The sequence below is a fragment of the Arcanobacterium sp. (ex Cirak et al. 2026) genome (assembly GCF_053585065.1).
The window spans coordinates 224,193-244,799 of sequence record NZ_JBQJCE010000001.1; the positions used below are offsets into that span (position 1 = coordinate 224,193).

Sequence of the window (20,607 nt, forward strand, 5' to 3'; positions counted from 1 at the left end):
GGCGGATGTCAAAGTCTGAAAAGCCGCACGCCATCACCGTAAATTCGATATATTGTGGACAGTCAACTCATGAAGGGAGCCTCTTGTGTCGCCAAAAATTTCCGCAGCGACGGTGAAAGAGCACCATGACAACATGTTCGAAAAACTGGTGGACGCAGCTGAAGAAGTGCTGCGTAACCAGGGCGTCGAACACCTCACCGCCGGCGTCGTCGCACAGCGTGCGGGAATCGCACGCAACTCGATTTATCGTTACGTTGAATCTGTCGATGACCTGCGTGAACACGTGATTGTGCGCTACATTCCGCGCTGGAAAAATGCTGTGTGTCAGGCGCTGGCAGACGTTGAGGATCCACGCGATCAGTTGCTGACATATTTGGCGGTTGCCCTGGATCTTGCTCAGGAAACCGGCCACCGCTGGCTGATGGGTGTGATGGGGCACAAGGGCGCGAAGATGTCACGCCGCAAAGTGGCTGAAAAAGCAGCGTTGAGCCGAGAAAACGGACGCAAACAACGTACTCGTTCCAAAGTGACGATGGAGGAGCCTGTCCACGGCCCAGAGCTCGTCCGAGATTTCCACGCCATGCTTGCCAGTTCTATCGCTGAACCCGTCGAAAAAATCGACGGCGCTGACCCCGCCATCGTGGTTCCGTTGCTGACTGCGCTTTTGCGTGCTGGCATGGGCGAACTCGACGAAGGTTGTGAACTCGACGGTGTGAAGACAGCTGTGGTGGCCGCAGCAAAGGCAATTATTCAGCCTGCATGAAGGTGAGTGCCTTGCTCGCCCGCTAAACTAGGCGCGTGGACACGCTCAAGAATTTGATCAATAATCCGCCGGCTCTCCCCGTTGTGGATGGCCTGGCGGCAATGCGTGCCACTCGGCGGAATTTTGTGGTCAGTGCTCCCCCAGGTTCGGGAAAAACAACTCTCGTTCCGGTGCTCCTGGCCACGATGGTTCACGGGCGAGTACTTGTGGTGTCACCGAGAAGAATTGTTGCTAGGGCGAGTGCTCGGCGTGTGGCTCATTTGTGTGGACAGAGTGTGGGAGACAGTGTTGGCTTCCGAGTACGAGGAGAGACCCATGCAGGTCGGCAAATTGAATTTGTCACTCCCGGTGTCATGATGCGGATGTTGCTCGACGATCCTGCGCTTGAGGGTGTGGGCGCAGTCGTCATTGACGAATTTCATGAACGTGATGCGGATACGGATCTGGTGTGTGCTTTCGCTCTGGACGTTCAAGATGTTTTCCGCGACGACCTGCGGATCGTGGTGATGTCAGCAACCCTCGATGCACAGAGAGTAGGGAAACTGATCGACGGCGAAGTAGTGGACGTGCCAGGGGCTTTGCACGACGTCGAGATTCATGAGCGTGTTGGTCCGCGCGCTCTTGGTGCCGCGAAAAGTGGCGCGATTATTGTGGAACGAGATTTTCTTCGGCATGTGGCGAGTACTGTCCGAGAAGCGAGTCAATCAGTGCTGACTGTGCCAGACTCATCGATTCTTGTCTTTGCCCCGGGTGTACGTGAAGTAGGCGAAATTGCTGGTATGTTACGGGACGTGCCGGCAGTGGGCCCGGGCGGCCCACTGCCGGTTGATGAGTTGCACGGCCAAATGGATCCGCGTGATCAAGACCGTGTGTTGATTCCGGGTAAAGCCCGCGTGATTGTCTCAACATCGATTGCTGAATCTGCGCTCACAGTTCCAGGAGTGCGCGTGGTGGTGGATTCCGGGCTCAAACGTGAACCCCGTTTCGACCCCGGATCACGCATCGGTGGCCTTGTGACCGTTCATGCCGATCGAGCTACCATGACACAACGTTCAGGGCATGCCGGGCGACTCGGGAGAGGTGTGGCATATCGCTGTTTACCGTTTGCCACAGCCACTGCTTTTGCCCAGCCAGAAATCACCATGAGTGATGTGGCAGATCACGCGTTGATGAGTGCATGCTGGGGTGCCCCCAAATTCCAGGGGTTACGACTCCTCGATCTACCACCAACTGCGAACCTCGCTGCCGCAATCGAGACACTTCGTGCTTTGGGAGCCGTGGATCACTCAGGCCACGTAACGAATCGAGGCCGCGCATTTTCTACGATTCCAATGTCACCATCGATTGCGCGAGCGGTGATTGATGGTACGCCGAAATTCGGCAATATCGCTGTGCGCACAGCAGCCGCGCTGGGGTTGGGTGTGCGTCCTGACGGTTCTGATCTTCCCAACGCGGTGGCTGCGCTCGAGCGTTCGGATAAAAAAGCGCGCGTGGGAGGCGTGAACGCGGCAGAATATCATCGAGAAGTTCGACGTCTGGAAACAACTGCTGCGCCTGCTTCGCGCACTCGCAACACCGAGGCCGCCGACGAAGGAGTCGCCGCAACCCTCGCTCTCGCCTATCCCTGGTGGATCGCCCGACGTCGTGGCTCCGGATACCTTCTAGCTAGCGGAACCGGTGCTGTCTTGCCAACGCCCTCTGCGCTAGCTGGACAAGAGTGGCTCGCCGTCGGAGCCTTGCATCGAGGTCAAGGACGATCCGACGCCATAATCGATTGCGCGGCTCCTCTCAGTGCCGAATGTGCCATCGAAGCTGGCAAGGAAATGTGCCACACGCGCATTGAAACTGAAGTTGACGGTTCGACAGTGCGCGCATGGGAAGTTCACTCCCTTGGGGCGATCGAGCTTTCGCGGAAAAGTGTTGCTGTCTCTGCACAGATTGCCTGTCAGGCAAGGTATGACCACATCAGACGCACCGGCGTCGGCGTGCTGGAATGGGATGAACGCGCAGTGTCACTGCGGTCTCGACTCGCATTTCTCCACGAGTGCTTAGGTGATCCGTGGCCGGATGTGTCCGATCGTGCGTTGGCTGAGGGAGCACCGCAATGGTTAGATCTCGGAGTCCCCCATCCAGATCTTGCAGCGGGCTTGCGTCAATTGATTCCATGGCCGCAAGGTTCCCAATTCGATCAACTCGCGCCGGAACGCATTGACACTCCGCTGGGGTCGGCTCGTGTGTACTACGAAGGAACTCACCCAACAGTTCGAATGAAGCTCCAGGAGGCATTCGGATGGACTGATACACCTCGAGTCGGTGGACAGGCAAACGTGCCTGTCACGCTCGAACTTCTCTCTCCCGCAGGCCGGCCACTGGCCGTGACATCCGATCTTTCGTCTTTTTGGGCTGGATCGTATCAACAGGTCAGGGCCGAGATGCGTGGGCGTTACCCGCGTCATCCGTGGCCAGAGAATCCGCTTGAAGCGACGCCAACACGCAGAGCCAAGCCGCGCAAATAGTCAATATGTTGCCGACGACGCTAGGGCACAGTGGAGATATCAGCTAGGATTTCTCATCAGAGCGGCGCAGACAAGCGCCCTTTCGTGAACAGGAGAATTGATGGCAACCGTCATTGCGCAGGGCGATGAGCCACTGGACCACTTTTTTGCTGACTGGCTTGCCACAATCCCCGTGGAGGATAACCGCCAGCGCGCTCTTGAGGTTCTTCAATGGGTGAAGAAAGAATTCCCGCAACTCGGATTCCGCTTTGCGTGGCGCCAGCCAATGTTTACTGATCATGGCACGTTTATTATCGGCTTTTCTCCTGCTCGTGAGCATCTGGCATTTGCTCCAGAAGGGGAGGGTGTGGAGCATTTTGCTGAAGAATTCGAGGCTGCAGGTCTTTCTCACGGGACTCGTTTGGTCCGGCTCCGATGGGATGAACCTGTGCCATGGGATTTGTTGCGACGCGTGATCGAATTCCAAATTGTTCAGAAAGCTGACACCACAAGTTTTTGGCGCAAGTAAACCACTCACAATCTCTGTGTCGAGAGATATGTGTTAGGTGACGCGCAGAGCGCAACGGCCTTCGTTCGCTTCAGCTTGACCCGCTAGACTTACTCCATGCGAAAGATTTTGTTTGACCTGTGGGGTCTGTTCATGCAGGTGCAATCCGAGGAACAGAAAGTTGCTCTCGAAGAGTACGTCGAGATCGACAAGTTCGGGGTAACGGCGGAGCAATTCCGTGCGAAATACCGTGAGCTCCGTGAGCCATTGGATGCAAATAAGTGGGGTTTCCCGGAGTATTTGGAAGTCATGGGGACGGAACTTGGTATTCAGTTCCCTGATATCGATGGTTTTACCCGTGCAGACTACGAAACATGGAACCGCCCGGATACTGAGATGGTCGCCTGGCTTGATGAGCTCACGGAGGGTGGCCTTGAGGTGGGTCTGCTGTCGAACGTTCCGATGGCGACGCTCAACATGCTATGGGAAGACCAACCGTGGCTGACAAAGTTCCGTCCACGTATTTTCTCGGCAGTAATCGGTGCAGCTAAACCACGCAAGGAGGCCTTCGCAATCGCGGCTGACCTTTTGGAATCGGAGCCGGGCGAGATTCTCTTCTTTGATGACACCCTTGAGAATGTCGAAGCGGCACGTCAGGCTGGTTTCAATGCGCATCACTTCGTCGGAATCGACGATGCTCAGCCAGTGCTTGAGGCTTTCCTCGCTGACGGAACGCTCCCCGAGGGCGACGCCGGTATGCCTGTGACGAGCGACGACACAGTTCGAGAGAACTGATAACACTGCTGATGACGCACAACATTCGCCACGATTTCACACGCGGGCCAGTCCATCGCCCGACTGCGGAACTTTCGCAGCGCACTGTGATGCAGCTTCTCGACTGTGAGGACTATAAAAACGGTCTATGTCACTCATGTTCGTGGATTGAACAACCTCTCGATTCTCAGCTGGCTGCCAAGGATCTGCGCGCTCGTGGTTTGATCCATGCCCAAGAATGGCTTGATCCTGTCACAAGCGTCAAAGAGGCGTTCCGCAATAAAGTGAAACTTGTGGTGACAGGTTCAGTGCGCCACCCTAAGCTCGGTATCCTCGGCTCCGACGGTGCCGGTGTGGATCTGGCTGATTGCCCATTGCCGTCAGCCGGGATCCGTACTGCAATCGAACCTCTCCGCACTTTCATTACGCGCGCTGGGCTGGATCCGTATTCACCGGCAACGAACACAGGGACGTTAAAATACCTCATTATCGTTGAAGCGCCGAGCGGCGAACTGATGGTTCGTTTTGTTGCACGCAGGCGAGGAGTGCAGGGCATCCTTTTCAAATTGCGTGAAGAACTTAAGGCGGCGCTGCCGAATATGGCCGTGATGTCCCTCAACGTTCAAAGTGAGCGCAAGGCCGTCATTGAGGGCGAGGAAGAGATCGTGATTTCCGAGCGTGCGATTTTGCCGATGCGTTTGTGGGTAGGCCAGACCTGGGATGAATATCCGGTAGATCTTTTTCTTCGGCCGAAGTCGTTCTTCCAAACCAATACTGATATTGCTGAGGAATTGTACTCACGTGCGATTCAGTGGTGTGGCGATGTGGAGTCGGCTTGGGATTTGTATTGCGGAGTCGGCGGATTCTTGCTTGCGCTGGCTAGCGCTGCGAAGCGGTCAGGACGCTGTTTTAGCGGGATTGGTGTGGAAACTTCTCAAGAAGCAGTGGATGCAGGGTGTGCTGGAGCTGATGCGATTGGAATGGCTGACGCTGTGCGCTTTATCTGCGCTGACGCGATGACGTGGGCGTCGCAGGAAGTTTCTGCGCCGACGTCGTTGCCGCAGTTGGTGGTGGTCAATCCGCCGCGTCGTGGGATCGGTGAGCTCGCACAGTGGCTGGAGAGTTCAGGCGTACAGCGAGTGTTGTATTCGAGTTGCAATGTGAATTCATTGGCGAAGGATCTTGGTGCGATGCCGTCGTATCGTGTGGCCAAGGCTCAAGTGCTCGACATGTTCCCTCACACTGCTCATTTCGAGACGATTGTGTTGCTTGAACGCGTCTCGTGAAGCGTGCGTGAGCCGGGCAATGGCGTCGTCAGTGGCATTCACAGTGTAAATCGATACTTAAAGTTTAAATCCACACTTAAAGTATAACTTCAAACTCTCATGTAAACTTTGAATTTGAAGTTTAAGTGTGGATTTCACGCAAGTACGGGCTGCTTAATTTGGGAGTCGATAGATTGTTGATCGTTTCCCTTGAGACCCCTCCATGATGATGCGTCCGCCCTTTCGCGCGTGTGCAAGAGCGTAGTACAACTGCCCCAAAGTCAGCCCAGAAAGCTCAGCGATCTGTTGAGCCGCAAGTTCACCGTGCGTATGTAAGAGGTCGATGATCAGTGGCTCATTCTTTGTTGGCTCAGTTTCCGAGGTAGGGCGAGGCACAGGTGACTTGCGACTTTCTTCTTCCTTCGTCGCGTCTTTGTAGGGAGCTGCCAATAGTGGTTTCCCGGGCTCTGGCCGCCACAGCAAAGCTTTGAACTCCGTTCCTGAGTTGACCAGCGTCGGCTTTCGCAAGCCCTGCTTGCGCGCGGCGTCGAAGACGTGTTGAATACCGCCGCCTTCGCCTTCGATAATTCGCTCGCCGTCGAGATTCGTCATCCTGCGCATCATCTGATAAAGAGTCTGGTTCACCGCAGCCTGCGCATGCGATTGACTCATGAGCTGCTCAATCGATACGCCGCGCAGTCCTCCAGGGCTGAGAATCATCAACTTATTAGGGTGTAGTCGAATCTGAATACTCTTACCGAAATCGAGAGTATTTGGACTCAGATCACGGTGAATCAGAGCGTTTGCAACAAGCTCTCGAATCGCGCTCAAAGGTAACTCGAGGGCATCTTCCATTTTTCCGTTTGGCTTGTATCGTTGAATGCGATTCAGAGACCTTTCGCACCACAGCATGAGTTCGTCAAGTAGAACGGGGATCGGCCCTTCGAAATGCGTGAGATTCCTTGCTCGTTCTTCGTCTGTATTGCCAAGGCGCACTGCTGCCGTGACCGTCAGCGCTGGAAATGCGCCTTGTGGGTAGTCCCCCAACCCGTACAACCCCGCCAAAGTAAGTTGGCCATTTTCCGATATAACGCCCGTTCGGTGCAAGATCTCCTCATCGGAGCGATTTGTTAGCCGTGGAGAATCCCGACGAACAGTGCGAAGGTAACGTTCGACGAGCTCCAGTACGAGATCGTTCGCACTCGTTCCGGAAACTGTTTCGGCGTCGAATCGGCGAGACTCTAAAGCATTGAATTTCTCTGATTCAATCATTCGCAGTTCCCACGGCTGCATGGGATACTCGCCGTCGGATTGGCGTAAATAAGCGATGCCCTGATAAGTGGCTGGGCGTTCGTGGAACGGAAGCGGACGCACATCGAAAACAAGAATCTTCTTCCCCTCGACGTCGAAAACGCGAGTTTCAATATGGGGAGCTGGGTTGACTTGCGATCTGCAGTGCTGGATGAGTGCCGCTTCCAGGGACGCAGGATCCTCGACCCCTGTGAGTGTGAAACCTGTTTTTTCGTCAACGCCAAAGATGATGGTTCCGCCAGCAGGCATATTGGCGAATGCTGCAATCGTGCGGCCCATATCGGAAGGGATGCCTCCCTGTGCGCGCTTGACTTCAATCGAGTCGCTATCACCTTGACGCAAGCGAAGTGATTCGAGCACCGGCACAAAATTCTCTTTGGTGATGTCCACACTTAAAGTATAACTTCAAACTCTCATGTAAACTTTGAATTTGAAGTTTAAGTGTGGTGGGGGAGATTCTCGAACTTGTGCCCAACCTGTTCGTGTGTCACAACAAAGTCTTTTACGCTTTCCGTGTCGACAATCTCGGGTTTGTATCCGTCAAAAAATGCGGATTCCACTACTTTCGTGCCGAATAATTCAAACTTCCTCACCCGTTCACCGTCTTTTAGCTCAAGAGATGTCCCATATGTTGACCCGTTGAACGAAAGGTCTTCTGAAAATTTACACGTTCGGAAAAATGCGCTTTCGCGGAAATTAGCACCAGAAAAATCGACTCTATCGTGAAATACTGTTCGGTGAAAACGCGGACTGCGGTTCCATGTGCTGTCACAGAAGAGGGCTTGCCCGCAAAACTCCGTCGGTTGGCTGAAATTAAAGGGTAAAAACCAAGCGCGTAATTAGCTATCGGTTGGGAATTGGGTGACACCATGAATAAAAAATTGTTACAGGGATCCTTACGTTCGCTGTGGTAGTAGCTGTCGCAGTAGGTGTGGTGTGGTATCGAGGCGGAATTTCACAGTTCCTCGTTGTTGAGAAGAAAACTGAAGTAAGCGAGCAAACACAGCTTGGAGTGGATGCGAACGCAAAATACTCCACAGCGAAGCTCAACGGGAAGAGTTTTGACCTCGTTGGCCCGTCAGCTGTGAAGGACATTCAGCGTGTTCTTGGGAAAACTCAAGAAAAATGTGCCCAGACTATCTCACGTGCTAAGGAACTCAGTGGTGTGGGTGACCTGAATGAAGAGAATCTCGGAGACTACGTCGCTAAGGTGACACCGCTCGTCACTGCAGATACGGCGAAGGGACAAAGAATTTCCGAGGAAGAGAGTAAAAATTTTGTGGACTTATTAGAGGCGATTTCTCTCATCCGCGGTTTGACGATGCGAAGAGGTTTGACGGATTCATCAGTCACGTCTCTGGTGGTGGCAAGGGCGCCATTACTCAGAAATCGTTTGATGAATTCAGTTCTGCGTGTCCATCACAGGCCCAGAATTTCGCTTTTGTTGAAGCGTTGCGGGATGCTATCAGTGGGTGAAGCTAGTACCCTGGCCTTTTACTAATGTTTCGGGCTCCCATTTATGTGTGCCCGAAACATTAGCATTGTGAAAACAGTCGGTCGTGAGCTGATTTAAAATAGATGCAAAAATGGCTCGGCAGGAATAATCAACCACCGAGCCAAAGCGCGCCCGAAGGGATTCGAACCCCCAACCTTCTGATCCGTAGTCAGACGCTCTATCCGTTGAGCTACGGGCGCATGTTCTCAAAACGTTTGTTCCGCGAACAGGTAAAAGTTTACGTCTGTTCGGCGTGAAAACCAAATTTGAAAATAGTGGCGTATCGCTCATTTGCATGTTTGGTGATCTGTAGGAGCGCGTGACGGGCGCTGGAACTGGCGGATAAGATGGGGCCATGACTGAGATGAATGTGGAGGAGTCGCTTCGCGATCCTCGAGCCGAAAAATGGCAGAACTGGCACGATCAGCGCAATAGTGAGCTTGCCGAAGAATTTGGCTGGCTCACCCTGATTTCGTACGAATGGATTGACTGGGTTCCCACACCGATCCGCGATTTCCCTGGCATGTTCCAGGTGATGTCGGGTGAGCAAGGCGATTTCTTGCGTGCGACTTTCACTGAGAAAGATTCTGTGTTCCGTGACGGCGTTCCGGTAGTTGGCGAAGTGGATTTCGTTCTGGAGAATGAAGGTTCGGATATGAGCCTGCACACCACGCTGTGGCGTGCAGAAATCATTCGCCGCTCGAATCGCTACGCGATCCGAGTGCGTCGTGCAGATTCGCCTGTGCGCACCCGCTTTGAAGGGGTGCCGACATGGGGTTACACGACTCGTGAAATTTATCCTGCGATAATCACATTGCTCGACGAACCGATTCGTGGTGAACGCTCGACCGCGCGCAAGGACGTCCACAGCCCGTATGAAGTGACTGCAGATTTGGGTGTCACTATTGACGGCGAAGAACACCACTTCCAACTTGAGGGGACTCCTGAAGGTGGTTTCCATCTGACGTTCCATGATCCGACCAATGGTGAGGAAAGTGCCGATTGGCGTTTTGTCCCGGTGGAATCGCCATGGATTGCGGGGAAGAAGCCGCTGAGTGAGCGAAGCGCCCAGGTGGAGGTTGATTTCAATTATTCGATGAATTTCCCTGCTGCTTTCACGCCGTGGGGTACGTGTCCGATGCCGCTTGCAGGTAATGAATGGCCTACCCCGGTTCGTGCCGGCGAGCGCCGTGTCGAGCAAATGACCTGGCGTCGTATGCAGGATCATTCAAAGCGCCACAAGAACTGATTCTTTGACAGAATGTGCGTTTGCCCCGCCAAATCAACGATTTGGCGGGGCAAATATTAAGCGGTGAGGGGTAGAACGGTGGATCACCGCAGTGTTTCCTCAAATGGTGACTTTGTGGTGACTGAGTTCGGGGGGGGGAGTACCGGGATTTTTTGGTACCCCCAGGGTGTCCCCGGAGATGGTTAAAGGTGGGGAATTTTACTTAAAAATGACTACCACGCTGCTCTTGCAGAATGGCTTTTTGTGGGGTTATTGGCTGAAAATAAAGGAAAAGTCCCCATCTCAACGATGTGAGATGGGGACTTGGCGGAGATGGAGGGATTTGAACCCTCGAAGGGCTTTAAGACCCTTACACCCTTAGCAGGGGTGCGCGATCGACCACTCTGCCACATCTCCAGACTCCCCTAGAATAACGGGTATTTGCTCAAAGCGCCAAACCTAAAGTGGTTGCGGACTACAGAACACGTGAATCTCACACATGGAAATGGCTCTAGCCCTTTATACAAGGAGATGATCAGGAAAAATTTTTCCTCGAAATTCTGCGCAGCACTACTCGAAGAACGCAATTGATATGCACTGTGCTGGCATGGGCGATTGGCGGAAACATTGTTGTCCTGAACCTTGCGTTGATCGCGTTGTTGGTTATCTCAACGAGGTGCTACTTACTGCCAGCGTATTTTGGCGCCCTTCATATCGTGTTTTGATCCTCTATCAGAGTCAAAACGAAGTTTTAGGGGTACCAAAATACGGAAGCGTGAAGTATACACTCAAAGTTATTTATGAAGGACAATGATTTTCTTCGAGCAATTCGGACGCGTCAGCGAAATCATGGAAGACGCGGAGAATGGGACGAAGATATCCGAGAGGAATCTCGACATCTCCAGCAGGCGTCACATAATAATGATCTCGAGCATCAATGTTCAGTTCTGAGTTCATTAGGACAGTTTGGGGGTGCCAGGATTTTTGGTACCCCAGGGTGTCCCCCGGAGATGGTTATAGGTGGGGAATTTTGTTTAAAAATGACTACCACGCTGCTCTTGCAGAATGGCTTTTTTTGTGCGGGTTTATTGGCTGAAAATAAAGGAAAAGTCCCCATCTCACCGGTGTGAGATGGGGACTTGGCGGAGAGTGGGGGATTCGAACCCCCGATGCAGGATCACTGCATAACGGTTTTCAAGACCGTCTCATTCGGCCGCTCTGACAACTCTCCTTTGCCGAAACGCGCGTACACACGAGCCGACTTCCCTAGTGTAGAGGAAAACATTCTATTTGGAAACTGGCACGCCAAAATACCTTCCTGTATTGCCCGCGTAGGTGCGGTCATAGCCTACAGAAGCTGTTCGAGAACCTGTGCTACGCCATCATCATCAACTGATTCGCCAACTGTGTTTGCATGGGAACGCACATAATCGGAAGAATTCCCCATCGCAATTCCGAGTCCACCCCATTCGAGCATCTCGCAATCGTTTCCAGAATCACCCATCGTGAGCGTATGAGCACGTGGAATTCCGAGTACTTGACGAACATCTTCGAGTCCCGAAGCTTTAGACACTCCGGCCGGCGTGATATCCATCCAAGCTGACCAGCCCACTGCATACTCAACGCCGGTAATACCGAGGCTCTCAACGTGTGCGAGCAAGTCGCCCGCGCTCATTTCTGGAACGCGAACGGTCAATCGACTGGTAATGGGGTGAGCCAGTAGATCCTCCAGGGCTGTCACTTCAGTGACTCCGGCGAGTTCTCCATTCGGGAATTCCTCAGTGAGGCGGATTGGCCCACCCACAGTCTCCAATGCGATAATCGCTCCCGGGATATTGGCAGAGATCAGCCGTATTTCGTTGCTGGCATCGAAGGTATGGGTACGCCAAAAATGCATAGGAATTGTCGCTAGGCGGTACTCGTTGGGGACTCGCTCAAGTGTGGAGAGATCGATGCCGCCGAGAGCTGCTGGTTCAGTCCCGACTGCTGTCACAACTGAACCATTGGAGAGCACCGCAAAACCACGATCCATCCCCAGCGGCTCCATCACGATATCTGCTGCGCCTACCGAACGACCAGTCGCCACCATGATGTGAGTTCCAGCATCGAGGTGTGCACGGATCGCATCAGCCACACGTGGCGAGAGCGACGTATCGTGGTGGATGATCGTGCCGTCAATATCTAGGGCAACCATCAAATCCGGACCGGCTTTGGGGAGCTGGGCCGCCTCAAGAGCCTCACGCCATGGGGTTGTGGGCAGCGGGCCGACGGGTTCGCGACGTCCTGCCACTACACCCGACCTACTGGCTCGATCACTTCGCGGCCACCCATGTAAGGACGTAACGCTTTCGGGATCACGAACGTGCCATCGGCTTGCTGATGGTTTTCGAACAATGCGACAAGCCAACGCGTCGTCGCGAGTGTGCCATTGAGCGTGGCGACAGGAGCGTTCTTATTCTCGAGCTTTTGGCGGATATTGAGTCGACGCGCCTGGAAGGTGGTGCAGTTCGATGTCGACGTCACTTCCATGAAGCGATTCTGGGTAGGTAGCCAGGCCTCGCAGTCAAACTTCTTTGCAGCTGAAGACCCGAGATCTCCTGCTGCAGTGTTGATGACGCGATAGGGGAGTTCAACCTTTGCCAGCATTTCTTCTTCCCACCCGAGGAAACGCTCATGCTCTTCGGTGGCGTCGGCTGGATCAATGAAGGAGAACATCTCCACTTTGTTGAACTGGTGAACGCGGATGATTCCGCGGGTGTCGCGTCCGTAGGAGCCAGCTTCGCGACGGTAACACGAGGACCATCCGATGTAACGCAACGGACCGGCAGACAGGTCAATGATCTCGTCCTTGTGGTAGCCGGCCAGTGCCACTTCAGATGTGCCGGTGAGATACAGATCGTCAGCAGGGAGATAGTAAATTTCATCGGAGTGAGCACCGAGGAAGCCGGTGCCAGCCATGATTTCAGGCTTGACGAGAGTTGGGGTGGTGAGCATCGTGAATCCGGCAGCTTGCGCCTGATCTGCGGCCATCGTCAGTAGAGCGAGTTCGAGGCGCGCACCCATACCCTTCAGGTAGTAGAAACGAGAACCGCCGACCTTAGTTCCACGCTCCATATCCAGCGCATCGATACCTTCAGCAACGTCGAGGTGATCTTTGGGGACGAATCCTTCAGCAGCGAAATCGCGGATTTGACCGACATGCTTGACTACTTCGTAGTCATCTTCGCCGCCTTCAGGGACGTTTGCCTCAACGAGGTTCGGGATGGCATACATCGCGGCGTTGAAATCGGCATCGGCCTTGTTTGCTGCGGCTTCAAGCTCCTTGACCTTGCTCGAAAGTTCTTTTGCTTGTGCGAGGATCGCAGGCCGTTCTTCCGGCGACGCCTTGCCCACTGACTTTGACACCAACTTTTGTTGCGCACGCGCCTCTTCAAACGAGACGAGCGCCGAGCGCCGGTTTTCATCAGCCGCAATGGCCGCGTCAACAACTGCTTCGCTCGCTTGGCGGCGACGCTGGGACTCGCGGACTACTTCAGGATTTTCGCGCAGGATTCGGATGTCGATCATGAATATAAGAATAGGCTCTTTCGGGTGTGTTCGCCTACCCGCACCGGTGATGGACACTCTGTAACGGTGCCGTAGGGATCGTTCTGCCGACGTCGAGATGGCTAAATGCCCGACGTCGGGGCGTTAAGAACGTGACCGCGACACATCTCAGCGGTACTCTAGAACCTATGACGTGGAGCATCGTTATTGGACTTATTGCGCTTGGTGTGGCGGTATTTGCGTTGCTCACTGCGTGGAGAAACCAGGCTGCCCTGGCAGCATTTAAGAAGCAGCTCTCACGCGGTCGCCATACCCCTACTCCAGGTCCGCACGTCCCCCTCGATGGGCCGCCTGTGGTCGTGTACAACCCCACGAAAAACGCTGATTTTGTTTATTTGAAGCAGACGCTTGCACGTGTCGCTGCGGATGCTTCACTACCTGAGCCGGTGTGGTTGGCGACTACTGAGGATGACACGGGCACAGGGCAAACCAAACAGGCACTGGAAATGGGTGCGAGCGTCGTGATCGCAGCTGGAGGCGACGGCACTGTCACTGAAGTCGGGGCCGCATTGGCAGGAACCGGGGTTCCAATGGGACTTTTCCCACTGGGGACAGGGAATCTTCTGGCTCGGAATCTCAACCTCCCGCTCGAATCCGAGCGTGATATGGCGGTTATCGCGTTAACTGGGCGCGATCGGGCTCTCGATCTCGGCCACATGATTGTGCCGGAGCAGGATGATGCCGGCGGTGAACTTCAAGCTGCCTTGAGACGAGACCACACCACCGGGGAACTAGCCAAACCGGGAGACTATCCATTCCTCGTGATTGCGGGTGTGGGGTTCGATGCAGAAATTATGGGAGGCACGTCTTCCCAGCTCAAGGATCAAATTGGCTGGCTTGCGTACGTGAAGGCTGCGATCCCTGCTGCATTCGCGAAGAAAATGCATGTCTCGCTTCGTGTGGGTGCGGGTGACGATACCGCCGTGGTTGAAACTGACGCACGTTCGGTAATGTTCCTCAACTGTGGAGAGATTACAGGCGGACTCGTTCTTGACCCAGATGCGAAGCCCGACGATGGTTGGCTTGAGCTGGCTGTGCTCGACACACGCGGAGGAATTTTTGGTTGGGCGGCTCTTGCCGGCAAACTTGGGACAGGTATGCGCGCTCCAAAAAATAAAACGCTTTCGGGACAGATTGGTTCGATGGATATGCACCGTGTTCGTGAAGTCTCACTGCAAACCCATACGTTCCAGCAAATCCAGGCTGACGGAGATGCTTATGGCTACGCACGCCACGTTTGTGCGAGGATCGACCCGGGGGCGTTACGAGTGCGAGTAGGAAATTGAGCACGCATATTTCCTCTCACCACGGTATACGAGCGCGCGCAATCGCAGTGGTGATTGCCCTTGTTGTGGCGCTCGGTGCGGTTTTCGTTTTGCCTGTTGTCAAGGAGAAATTCGACTCAACGCGCGAAAATTTTTCTGATTCAGGCCAGCTCCTTGTCGTCGGAATCCCGGGGCTTCGCTGGGATCAGGTTGGAGCGGATACACCCAACATCGACACATTTACACGACACGCTGCTGTGGCGAACCTGATTGTTGTGCGCCTCGAAGAAACCGCGTGCCCCGATGCCGGCTGGCTCACATTAAACACGGGTCAGATTTCTCAAGCCCCGTCTTGTGAAACTGTCAGTACGCTGTCACACTCTGCAGACCCCCTCCCTCGTACACAGTGGGACACACTTCGAGAAGCGAATTCCGCTAACCCGTTCCGCCCAGATTTCGGGCTGATGGCACGTGCGCTTGAAGGAAAGGAGGTCGCAGCGATCGGCCGTGGCGGAGCGATCGTTACTGCAACAGCAAACGGTTCCTCCAGCGCTCCTTCGTTCGCATTAGGTGTGCGTTCTGCGGCTCAAATTTACGCCGACGAGGGGCTCGCCAGTGCAGACGTTGTGTTCGCAGATCTTGGGCCGGTGGCGTTGCCTCATGCTGACGCTGGTTTCCTTGCAAAGCTTCGTGTTGTTTTTGGTGGAGGTGAGAGTGCGGAACCTGGTCAACGAACACTTCGTGAGGTGGATCGCGCTTTCGGTGAACTTGTCGACGCCGCAGGCTCAGCTCGAGTGATGCTCATCGCACCGGGAGACACCGGTTCGCGTGCGCGCGGGCATGTTTTTGCTTATGGGCGTGCAGGGGGCGGTGTAGCGGAGGGAAGCTTTGCGAACTCGTGGTCAACCCGGCAGCCAGGATTATTGCAGTTGACCGACGTCGTCCCAACGATTGTGCGCGCCGTCGGCGGAAAACCGTCGGTGATCAGCAACCTCGTCGGCTCACAAGTGTGGAAGTCACAACGTCCTGTGGTTGATGATCGTCGTGCGTATCTCGTTGATGCCGAAAAGAAAGGGGCGCTTACGCGCTCGGTTGTGGGTATCTTTTATGCGTTATGGGCACTATCTGCGTGTGTTTCGTTTACTCTGCTGTGGCGGTGCCGGGTACGCGGTTGTTCAGAACGTACTCAGACCATGACACCGTTGCTCCAAGGAACATTTCTGAGCGTTGCCGCCCTCCCTGTGGCCTCTTTCCTTATTAACTGTGTGCCTTGGTGGCGGGCACATGTGCCAGTTCTGGTGTTCGTTACGGGTGTGTGCATGATTGCGTGTGTCATCGGTGTGCTCGCACAGGTGAGTTCCCGGTTCGCGAACCGGCGTGGTGCGAGTCCCTTTGGCGGAGCGGGCATTGTCGCGCTGGTGACGGCGACGACGATCGGCGTCGATGCGATTTTCGGTTCGGCTCTTCATTCCCCGTCGGTTCTGGGCGACCAGCCTCAGTCGGGCGGACGGTTTTACGGCCTGTCGAACGCGCCTTTTACTGTATTTGCTGTGTCCATGATTGTGCTTGCAATGATGGCTGCTCATATCCTCGTCGCAGCGCAGATGAGGGTGTTCAGTGTTATGGCAGTGGTGGCCTGTGGCATTATCGCTACGGTGATCGATGGATCGTCATCCATCGGAGCAGACTTCGGAGGGGTGCCTGCCTTAGTCGTGGCATTTTCTCTTCTGACTTTATTGGCGATGGGAAAAACTGTGAGACTGCGCACGGTCATTGCAATACTTGCTGGTGCAGCTTCCATCACTCTTGCGGCTGCTTTCGTGGACTGGCTGCGGCCGCCAGCATCACGTACTCATCTCGGAAAATTTTTTGAATCCGTTGTCACCGGCGATGCCTTTGCTGTGATCGGTCGGAAACTCGGGTTCCTCTTTATTTCAGTGCCAGTTTTCGTGTGGATCCTCGTTGCCCTTGTTGTGGCCGGGGGTGCCTGGTATGTGGCACGGCAGATGCGTGCTGGGTGGCATCCGGATTTCAGCGAGTGTGATCTGTTTACTCAAGCAGCAATTGCAATCGTTGCTCTAGCGGTAGGGGGCTTTGCGCTCAATGATTCGGGGCTCGTTTTGCCTATGGCGGCGATATTTGTGGCAGTGCCGCTTCTTTCAGTCGCCCGAGGGCAACAAAGCGCCGAGCACTGTATTGCTGAGGAAATAGAGGCTCGTGATGCCTCTGTCAGAAATTAGTAGCGGCCGAAAGCATTGTACGGAGCACAATCTTGGGATTTCGGGCCGCGGGCATCCACCGGAACCCGTTTACGCTTCGCCTTGCGCGTAGCCACAGCGCGCACAACATCCTTGTACTGTGATGCTCGATGTAACTGGCCAGCCAGATCGTTCGCAGTGGCGCGATGGCGCAAGTGACAAGGAACTTCTTGAACTGTAAAGCCGCCGACGAGGAGATCGATTGTCATCCCCACTTCCACTCCCCAGCCGTGGGCGAGAGGGCGAACTGACTCGAAGGCCTCGCGAGTGATGCACCGCTGTCCGGATAATGGTGCACGTGGGATCCACCCGGTGGCTTTTTCAATAGCTTTGCGTCCAGCACCGGTGACGAAACCATGGCCTCCAGCGCCTTCTTGTGGTGGAAGGTAAGCAATCGTGCAGTCGACTTTCCCATTCAGGACAGGTTCGATGAGGGGAGCTGTCTCTATTGCAGAATCGCCCAGATCGGCGTCGATAAACAACAGTGCGCGGGGAATCGAGCCGTCAGCGTCGCGCATTGAGACTACTGAGGCGCCTGTTTCCATTGCGGCAGCCTTGCCACGATTGACACTATGACGAATCGCAGAAGCTCCTGCTACACGTGCAACGCCTTGGGTGTCGTCACTTGATCCGTCATCAACCACGATCACCATATCCACACCTGGAATGGCTCGTGCGGCACGAACCGTTGCACCGATGCGCTCCGCTTCGTCCTTCGCCGGGATAATGACGGCAACATGGATTGGAGCTTCACGCTCTGGGGACTGTTCGCTCACGGTACCTCCCTTATGGAACACTGTGACTATTCTATACGGTCTTTAGGCCTAGCTACGTCATTGTGTATTCAGACGTGTCCACCCTGAGCATATGCTGAAGATTCAGGGGTACTGAGTGATATGACGAAACAGAAGGCGTGGCACAAAATGAACCGACGCCAGTACGCATCAGGCGCACTGGCGTCGGCGGAAAAAGAGTGCTCAGCGAAGGGTAAGCTGACGCGACACGATTCCGTTGCGTGCGCGACGTTCTTCCGGTGTGAGCGGGGCGGTCTGGGCAAGAGCTGCAGTGAGCTTGGTTGTGAAGTTGTCTAACGGGGCGACCAACTCGTCAGCTTCGGTTCCGCGCTCAAGCTCCCACACGGGCGTGAGTAGTCCAGAGGAACGGAATGCGCCCTTGAAAACAGCACCGTCGAAGTTCAACTCACGTGCGGCCTGGAGTCGAGCGAGAGCATCGAGCATCTGCGCTTCAGGCTCCGGGCGAACCCAGCGCACGAATTCTCGCTGCATACGGCACCAGAATGCGCCTTCGAATCCTTCGACCTCAACGGTGGGAACCATCTGTCCAGCGGTCTCTTCCACTGCTGCCTTGACATCGGGCTTTGCTAGTTCGTCGGCGGAAACCCAGAATGCGAAATTGGGGTAGGTGGTAAATTCCGCATCAAAGGTGAGGTCGAGGATGTCAGCGAGGCGTTCGCCATCGGCGTCGGGGAGTTCCGATGCAGCCGCAGTTTCACCTGGCTTGAGTTCCAGAGCGGCGAGCAGACGATCAGCAATATCGAGGGAGGCGTCTCCTGAGTTCATGACAGTTTGAGCTGCAGCCATTGCCACGCCATCCTCGCGGCGCGCCGCTGAAGCCATACCTGGGAGCACCGAGACGATGAGCGCCTCTTCTGCGCCGTGAGCCTCGTTGAATTTCACACGCAGAGTTGCTGCCGGTACGATTTCACGCATCGCAACCAGGCGTGCCTCGAAATTCAGTCCTTCAAATGGGCGGTCAACAAACTGCACGCGCTTCTTTTTTGGTGCCTTTTCGCGATCGCGACGGCTCTTCTTTCCCATATCTCTCCTTGTCAATGAAAGTTATTCCGACCAAAATGGGCCAACTCTTCTCGCCAAAGACTAGCAAGAAGCGTGGTGTGCGCGAGGTAGTGATGGCCCGATATTGCCGAAAATTAGTCGACCACGCCGTAAAGACGATCTCCAGCGTCACCCAAACCAGGAACAATGTAGCCGTGCTCGTTGAGTTTTTCATCGACTGCGGCCAGAACGATGCGCACATCGGCACGGTCAGCGAGATGGTCTTCCAATGCTTTCAAGCCCTCCGGCGCTGCGAGGATGCAGATTGCGGTGACATCGCGAGCTCCGCGCTCAAGAAGGTAATCGATCGCTGCGATCAGTGTGTGGCCAGTGGCAAGCATTGGGTCAAGGATGAAGCATTGGCGGCCTGAGAGATCATCTGGCAGGCGGTTAGCGTAGGTGACGGCTTCGTAAGTGGTTTCGTCACGTTTCATGCCCAGGAAGCCAACTTCGGCGGTAGGCATCAGGCGTGTCATGCCTTCGAGCATTCCCAGACCAGCGCGCAGAATCGGCACAACAATTGGGCCAGGCGTAGTGAGAGCTGAACCGGTCATGTGAGCAACCGGTGTGTCGATCTCGATAGGCTCCACCAGAACATCGCGGGTGGATTCGTAGGACAGCAACATGATGATTTCTTCCACGATCTGGCGAAAGATCGGTGAAGGAGTTTCCTTATCGCGCAACACGGTCAGCTTGTGTGAAACAAGCGGGTGCTCAATGACATTAATTTCCATGCCTCAAATTTACCGCGTGCGCAGGCTCAAGACCCTTCAATACGATGGGTCACATGTATGAGATTGAGCGCGTTTGGATGCAGGAAGCGATGGACTTAGCTGATTCTGCCGGGCAGGTTGGTGATGTTCCCGTTGGTGCTCTTGTTATTTCGCCGGCGGGTGAGGTGATTGGTCGCGGTTTTAATACTCGTGAACGTGACGCTGATCCTGCAGGTCATGCTGAAATCAATGCCATGCGTGAGGCTGGACGTGCTATCGGCGGATGGAACCTTAGTGGATATACCTTGGTTGTCACGCTTGAACCGTGCACGATGTGTGCGGGTGCGATTGTGAATGCACGTATGTCGCGAGTGGTCTTCGGCGCTTGGGAGGAAAAAGCTGGTGCGGCTGGATCAATACGCGATGTCCTCCGAGACGCCAGGCTGGGGACACCCATTGAAGTGGTCGGTGGGATCGAACAGGAAGAAGTAAGGTCTCAGCTCGCCGCGTGGTTCGTGAAATTGAGGCATAGCACGTAGGGGTGACCTACTGGCAATAGTTGCGTGGTGTGCGTTACAGTGTGTCGTTTTGCTCGAATGTGTAAATGCACGTACTATTGGTTGCCGAGGTGACGTGTCCGAGCGGCCGAAGGTGCAGCACTCGAAATGCTGTGTACGGTAACCCCGTACCGTGGGTTCAAATCCCACCGTCACCGCCACAAAAACCCCTGATATACCAACGAAAAGTGGTATCTCAGGGGTTTTGTTTCGCGGTTCCCGATACACAACCAATACCCACATGAGCGGAATCATCCGCACACGCTAGACCACGTCAATAGTCAGCATTTTTTATTGGGGATATATCGCTGTTGCCGATGGTGAAAGAGCTCTTTCTTTGTTCAGGGATGGTGTAGGTGGACTACTGGTATTTTTGCACCCCTTAAACAGTCTTTCGTCTCCCGATATTCAACAAAATATGAAATAAGGGGTGCCAAAAGACCATGCGAACAGGTATCGGTTCATTTCTTCAGGCTCGCATAAAAGTTTCCCTTACCTTTTACGCTTTCGCTG

Annotated in this window: 17 protein-coding genes, 4 tRNA genes and 1 pseudogene; 11 read left to right on the top strand and 11 right to left on the bottom strand. The window is 54.5% G+C overall.

Going from position 1 to position 20,607, the window contains the following annotated elements:
- The first annotated feature begins 85 nt into the window (after positions 1–85).
- The 5 genes from ACTOVJ_RS00975 (at position 86) to ACTOVJ_RS00995 (ending at position 5,826) form a co-directional block, all read left to right on the top strand.
- Positions 86–763, top strand: coding sequence for a TetR/AcrR family transcriptional regulator (locus ACTOVJ_RS00975; RefSeq protein WP_449502760.1), 678 nt, complete (start codon positions 86–88; stop codon positions 761–763).
- Positions 764–798: 35 nt separating this feature from the next.
- Positions 799–3,279: an ATP-dependent helicase HrpB gene (gene hrpB / locus ACTOVJ_RS00980; RefSeq protein ID WP_449504600.1), complete on the top strand. Its 2,481-nt coding sequence runs from the start codon at positions 799–801 to the stop codon at positions 3,277–3,279.
- A gap of 100 nt (positions 3,280–3,379) precedes the next feature.
- Positions 3,380–3,787 carry an iron chaperone gene (locus ACTOVJ_RS00985; protein ID WP_449501483.1) on the top strand — a complete coding sequence of 136 codons (408 nt, stop codon included), beginning with the start codon at positions 3,380–3,382 and terminating at the stop codon, positions 3,785–3,787.
- A gap of 96 nt (positions 3,788–3,883) precedes the next feature.
- Complete coding sequence (locus ACTOVJ_RS00990) at positions 3,884–4,561, top strand: HAD-IA family hydrolase (protein ID WP_449501482.1); 678 nt, start codon at positions 3,884–3,886, stop codon at positions 4,559–4,561.
- Positions 4,562–4,572: 11 nt separating this feature from the next.
- The gene (locus ACTOVJ_RS00995) at positions 4,573–5,826 is read left to right on the top strand and encodes a methyltransferase domain-containing protein (protein WP_449503771.1); all 1,254 of its coding nucleotides are present in this window, start codon (positions 4,573–4,575) and stop codon (positions 5,824–5,826) included.
- A gap of 153 nt (positions 5,827–5,979) precedes the next feature.
- On the opposite strand, the gene ACTOVJ_RS01000 is transcribed toward ACTOVJ_RS00995, so the two are convergent.
- Positions 5,980–7,506 (bottom strand): ATP-binding protein, encoded by a 1,527-nt coding sequence (locus tag ACTOVJ_RS01000; protein ID WP_449503770.1) that lies wholly within the window; start codon positions 7,504–7,506, stop codon positions 5,980–5,982.
- A 47-nt stretch (positions 7,507–7,553) separates the two neighbouring features.
- A pseudogene (locus ACTOVJ_RS01005) lies at positions 7,554–7,847 on the bottom strand (pentapeptide repeat-containing protein); the annotation flags it as partial.
- A 176-nt stretch (positions 7,848–8,023) separates the two neighbouring features.
- Here ACTOVJ_RS01005 and ACTOVJ_RS01010 point away from each other — a divergent pair.
- Positions 8,024–8,617, top strand: a complete 594-nt coding sequence (locus tag ACTOVJ_RS01010) for a hypothetical protein (protein WP_449503769.1) — start codon at positions 8,024–8,026, stop codon at positions 8,615–8,617.
- Between the two features lie 121 nt (positions 8,618–8,738).
- Here the strand turns inward: ACTOVJ_RS01010 and ACTOVJ_RS01015 are convergent.
- Positions 8,739–8,811 (bottom strand) — tRNA-Arg (locus tag ACTOVJ_RS01015).
- A gap of 155 nt (positions 8,812–8,966) precedes the next feature.
- Here ACTOVJ_RS01015 and ACTOVJ_RS01020 point away from each other — a divergent pair.
- On the top strand, positions 8,967–9,860 hold the full coding sequence (locus tag ACTOVJ_RS01020) for a DUF1684 domain-containing protein (protein WP_449502755.1): 894 nt from the start codon (positions 8,967–8,969) through the stop codon (positions 9,858–9,860).
- Positions 9,861–10,164: 304 nt separating this feature from the next.
- Here ACTOVJ_RS01020 and ACTOVJ_RS01025 read toward each other — a convergent pair.
- From ACTOVJ_RS01025 to serS, 5 genes are all read right to left on the bottom strand, one after another.
- Positions 10,165–10,256, bottom strand: a tRNA-Ser gene (locus tag ACTOVJ_RS01025).
- A gap of 381 nt (positions 10,257–10,637) precedes the next feature.
- Positions 10,638–10,796, bottom strand: coding sequence for a hypothetical protein (locus tag ACTOVJ_RS01030; protein ID WP_449503760.1), 159 nt, complete (start codon positions 10,794–10,796; stop codon positions 10,638–10,640).
- A gap of 183 nt (positions 10,797–10,979) precedes the next feature.
- A tRNA-Ser gene (locus ACTOVJ_RS01035) sits at positions 10,980–11,070 on the bottom strand.
- A 117-nt stretch (positions 11,071–11,187) separates the two neighbouring features.
- Positions 11,188–12,129 (bottom strand): HAD family hydrolase, encoded by a 942-nt coding sequence (locus tag ACTOVJ_RS01040; RefSeq protein WP_449503184.1) that lies wholly within the window; start codon positions 12,127–12,129, stop codon positions 11,188–11,190.
- Entirely contained in the window at positions 12,129–13,406 is a 1,278-nt protein-coding gene (serS, locus tag ACTOVJ_RS01045; protein ID WP_449501613.1) for a serine--tRNA ligase, read from the bottom strand. Before serS ends, ACTOVJ_RS01040 begins: the two co-directional genes overlap by 1 nt.
- Positions 13,407–13,573: 167 nt before the next feature.
- Here serS and ACTOVJ_RS01050 point away from each other — a divergent pair, with 167 nt between their 5' ends.
- Together ACTOVJ_RS01050 and ACTOVJ_RS01055 are read left to right on the top strand one after the other, a co-directional pair.
- Positions 13,574–14,731 (top strand): diacylglycerol/lipid kinase family protein, encoded by a 1,158-nt coding sequence (locus ACTOVJ_RS01050; protein ID WP_449501614.1) that lies wholly within the window; start codon positions 13,574–13,576, stop codon positions 14,729–14,731.
- Positions 14,728–16,950 (top strand): hypothetical protein, encoded by a 2,223-nt coding sequence (locus tag ACTOVJ_RS01055; RefSeq protein ID WP_449503759.1) that lies wholly within the window; start codon positions 14,728–14,730, stop codon positions 16,948–16,950. The genes ACTOVJ_RS01050 and ACTOVJ_RS01055 overlap by 4 nt, the downstream gene beginning before the upstream one ends.
- On the opposite strand, the gene ACTOVJ_RS01060 is transcribed toward ACTOVJ_RS01055, so the two are convergent.
- The 3 genes from ACTOVJ_RS01060 to upp form a co-directional block, all read right to left on the bottom strand.
- On the bottom strand, positions 16,947–17,744 hold the full coding sequence (locus tag ACTOVJ_RS01060) for a glycosyltransferase family 2 protein (RefSeq protein WP_449501616.1): 798 nt from the start codon (positions 17,742–17,744) through the stop codon (positions 16,947–16,949). The genes ACTOVJ_RS01055 and ACTOVJ_RS01060 overlap by 4 nt on opposite strands.
- Before the next feature lie 201 nt (positions 17,745–17,945).
- Complete coding sequence (locus ACTOVJ_RS01065; RefSeq protein ID WP_449501617.1) at positions 17,946–18,806, bottom strand: DUF5926 family protein; 861 nt, start codon at positions 18,804–18,806, stop codon at positions 17,946–17,948.
- 113 nt (positions 18,807–18,919) lie between these two features.
- Positions 18,920–19,558, bottom strand: coding sequence for a uracil phosphoribosyltransferase (gene upp / locus ACTOVJ_RS01070; protein ID WP_449501618.1), 639 nt, complete (start codon positions 19,556–19,558; stop codon positions 18,920–18,922).
- A 53-nt stretch (positions 19,559–19,611) separates the two neighbouring features.
- On the opposite strand from upp, the gene ACTOVJ_RS01075 reads away from it, so the two are divergent.
- On the top strand, positions 19,612–20,076 hold the full coding sequence (locus ACTOVJ_RS01075; RefSeq protein ID WP_449501619.1) for a nucleoside deaminase: 465 nt from the start codon (positions 19,612–19,614) through the stop codon (positions 20,074–20,076).
- Between the two features lie 88 nt (positions 20,077–20,164).
- A tRNA-Ser gene (locus ACTOVJ_RS01080) sits at positions 20,165–20,255 on the top strand.
- Positions 20,256–20,607 lie beyond the last annotated feature (352 nt).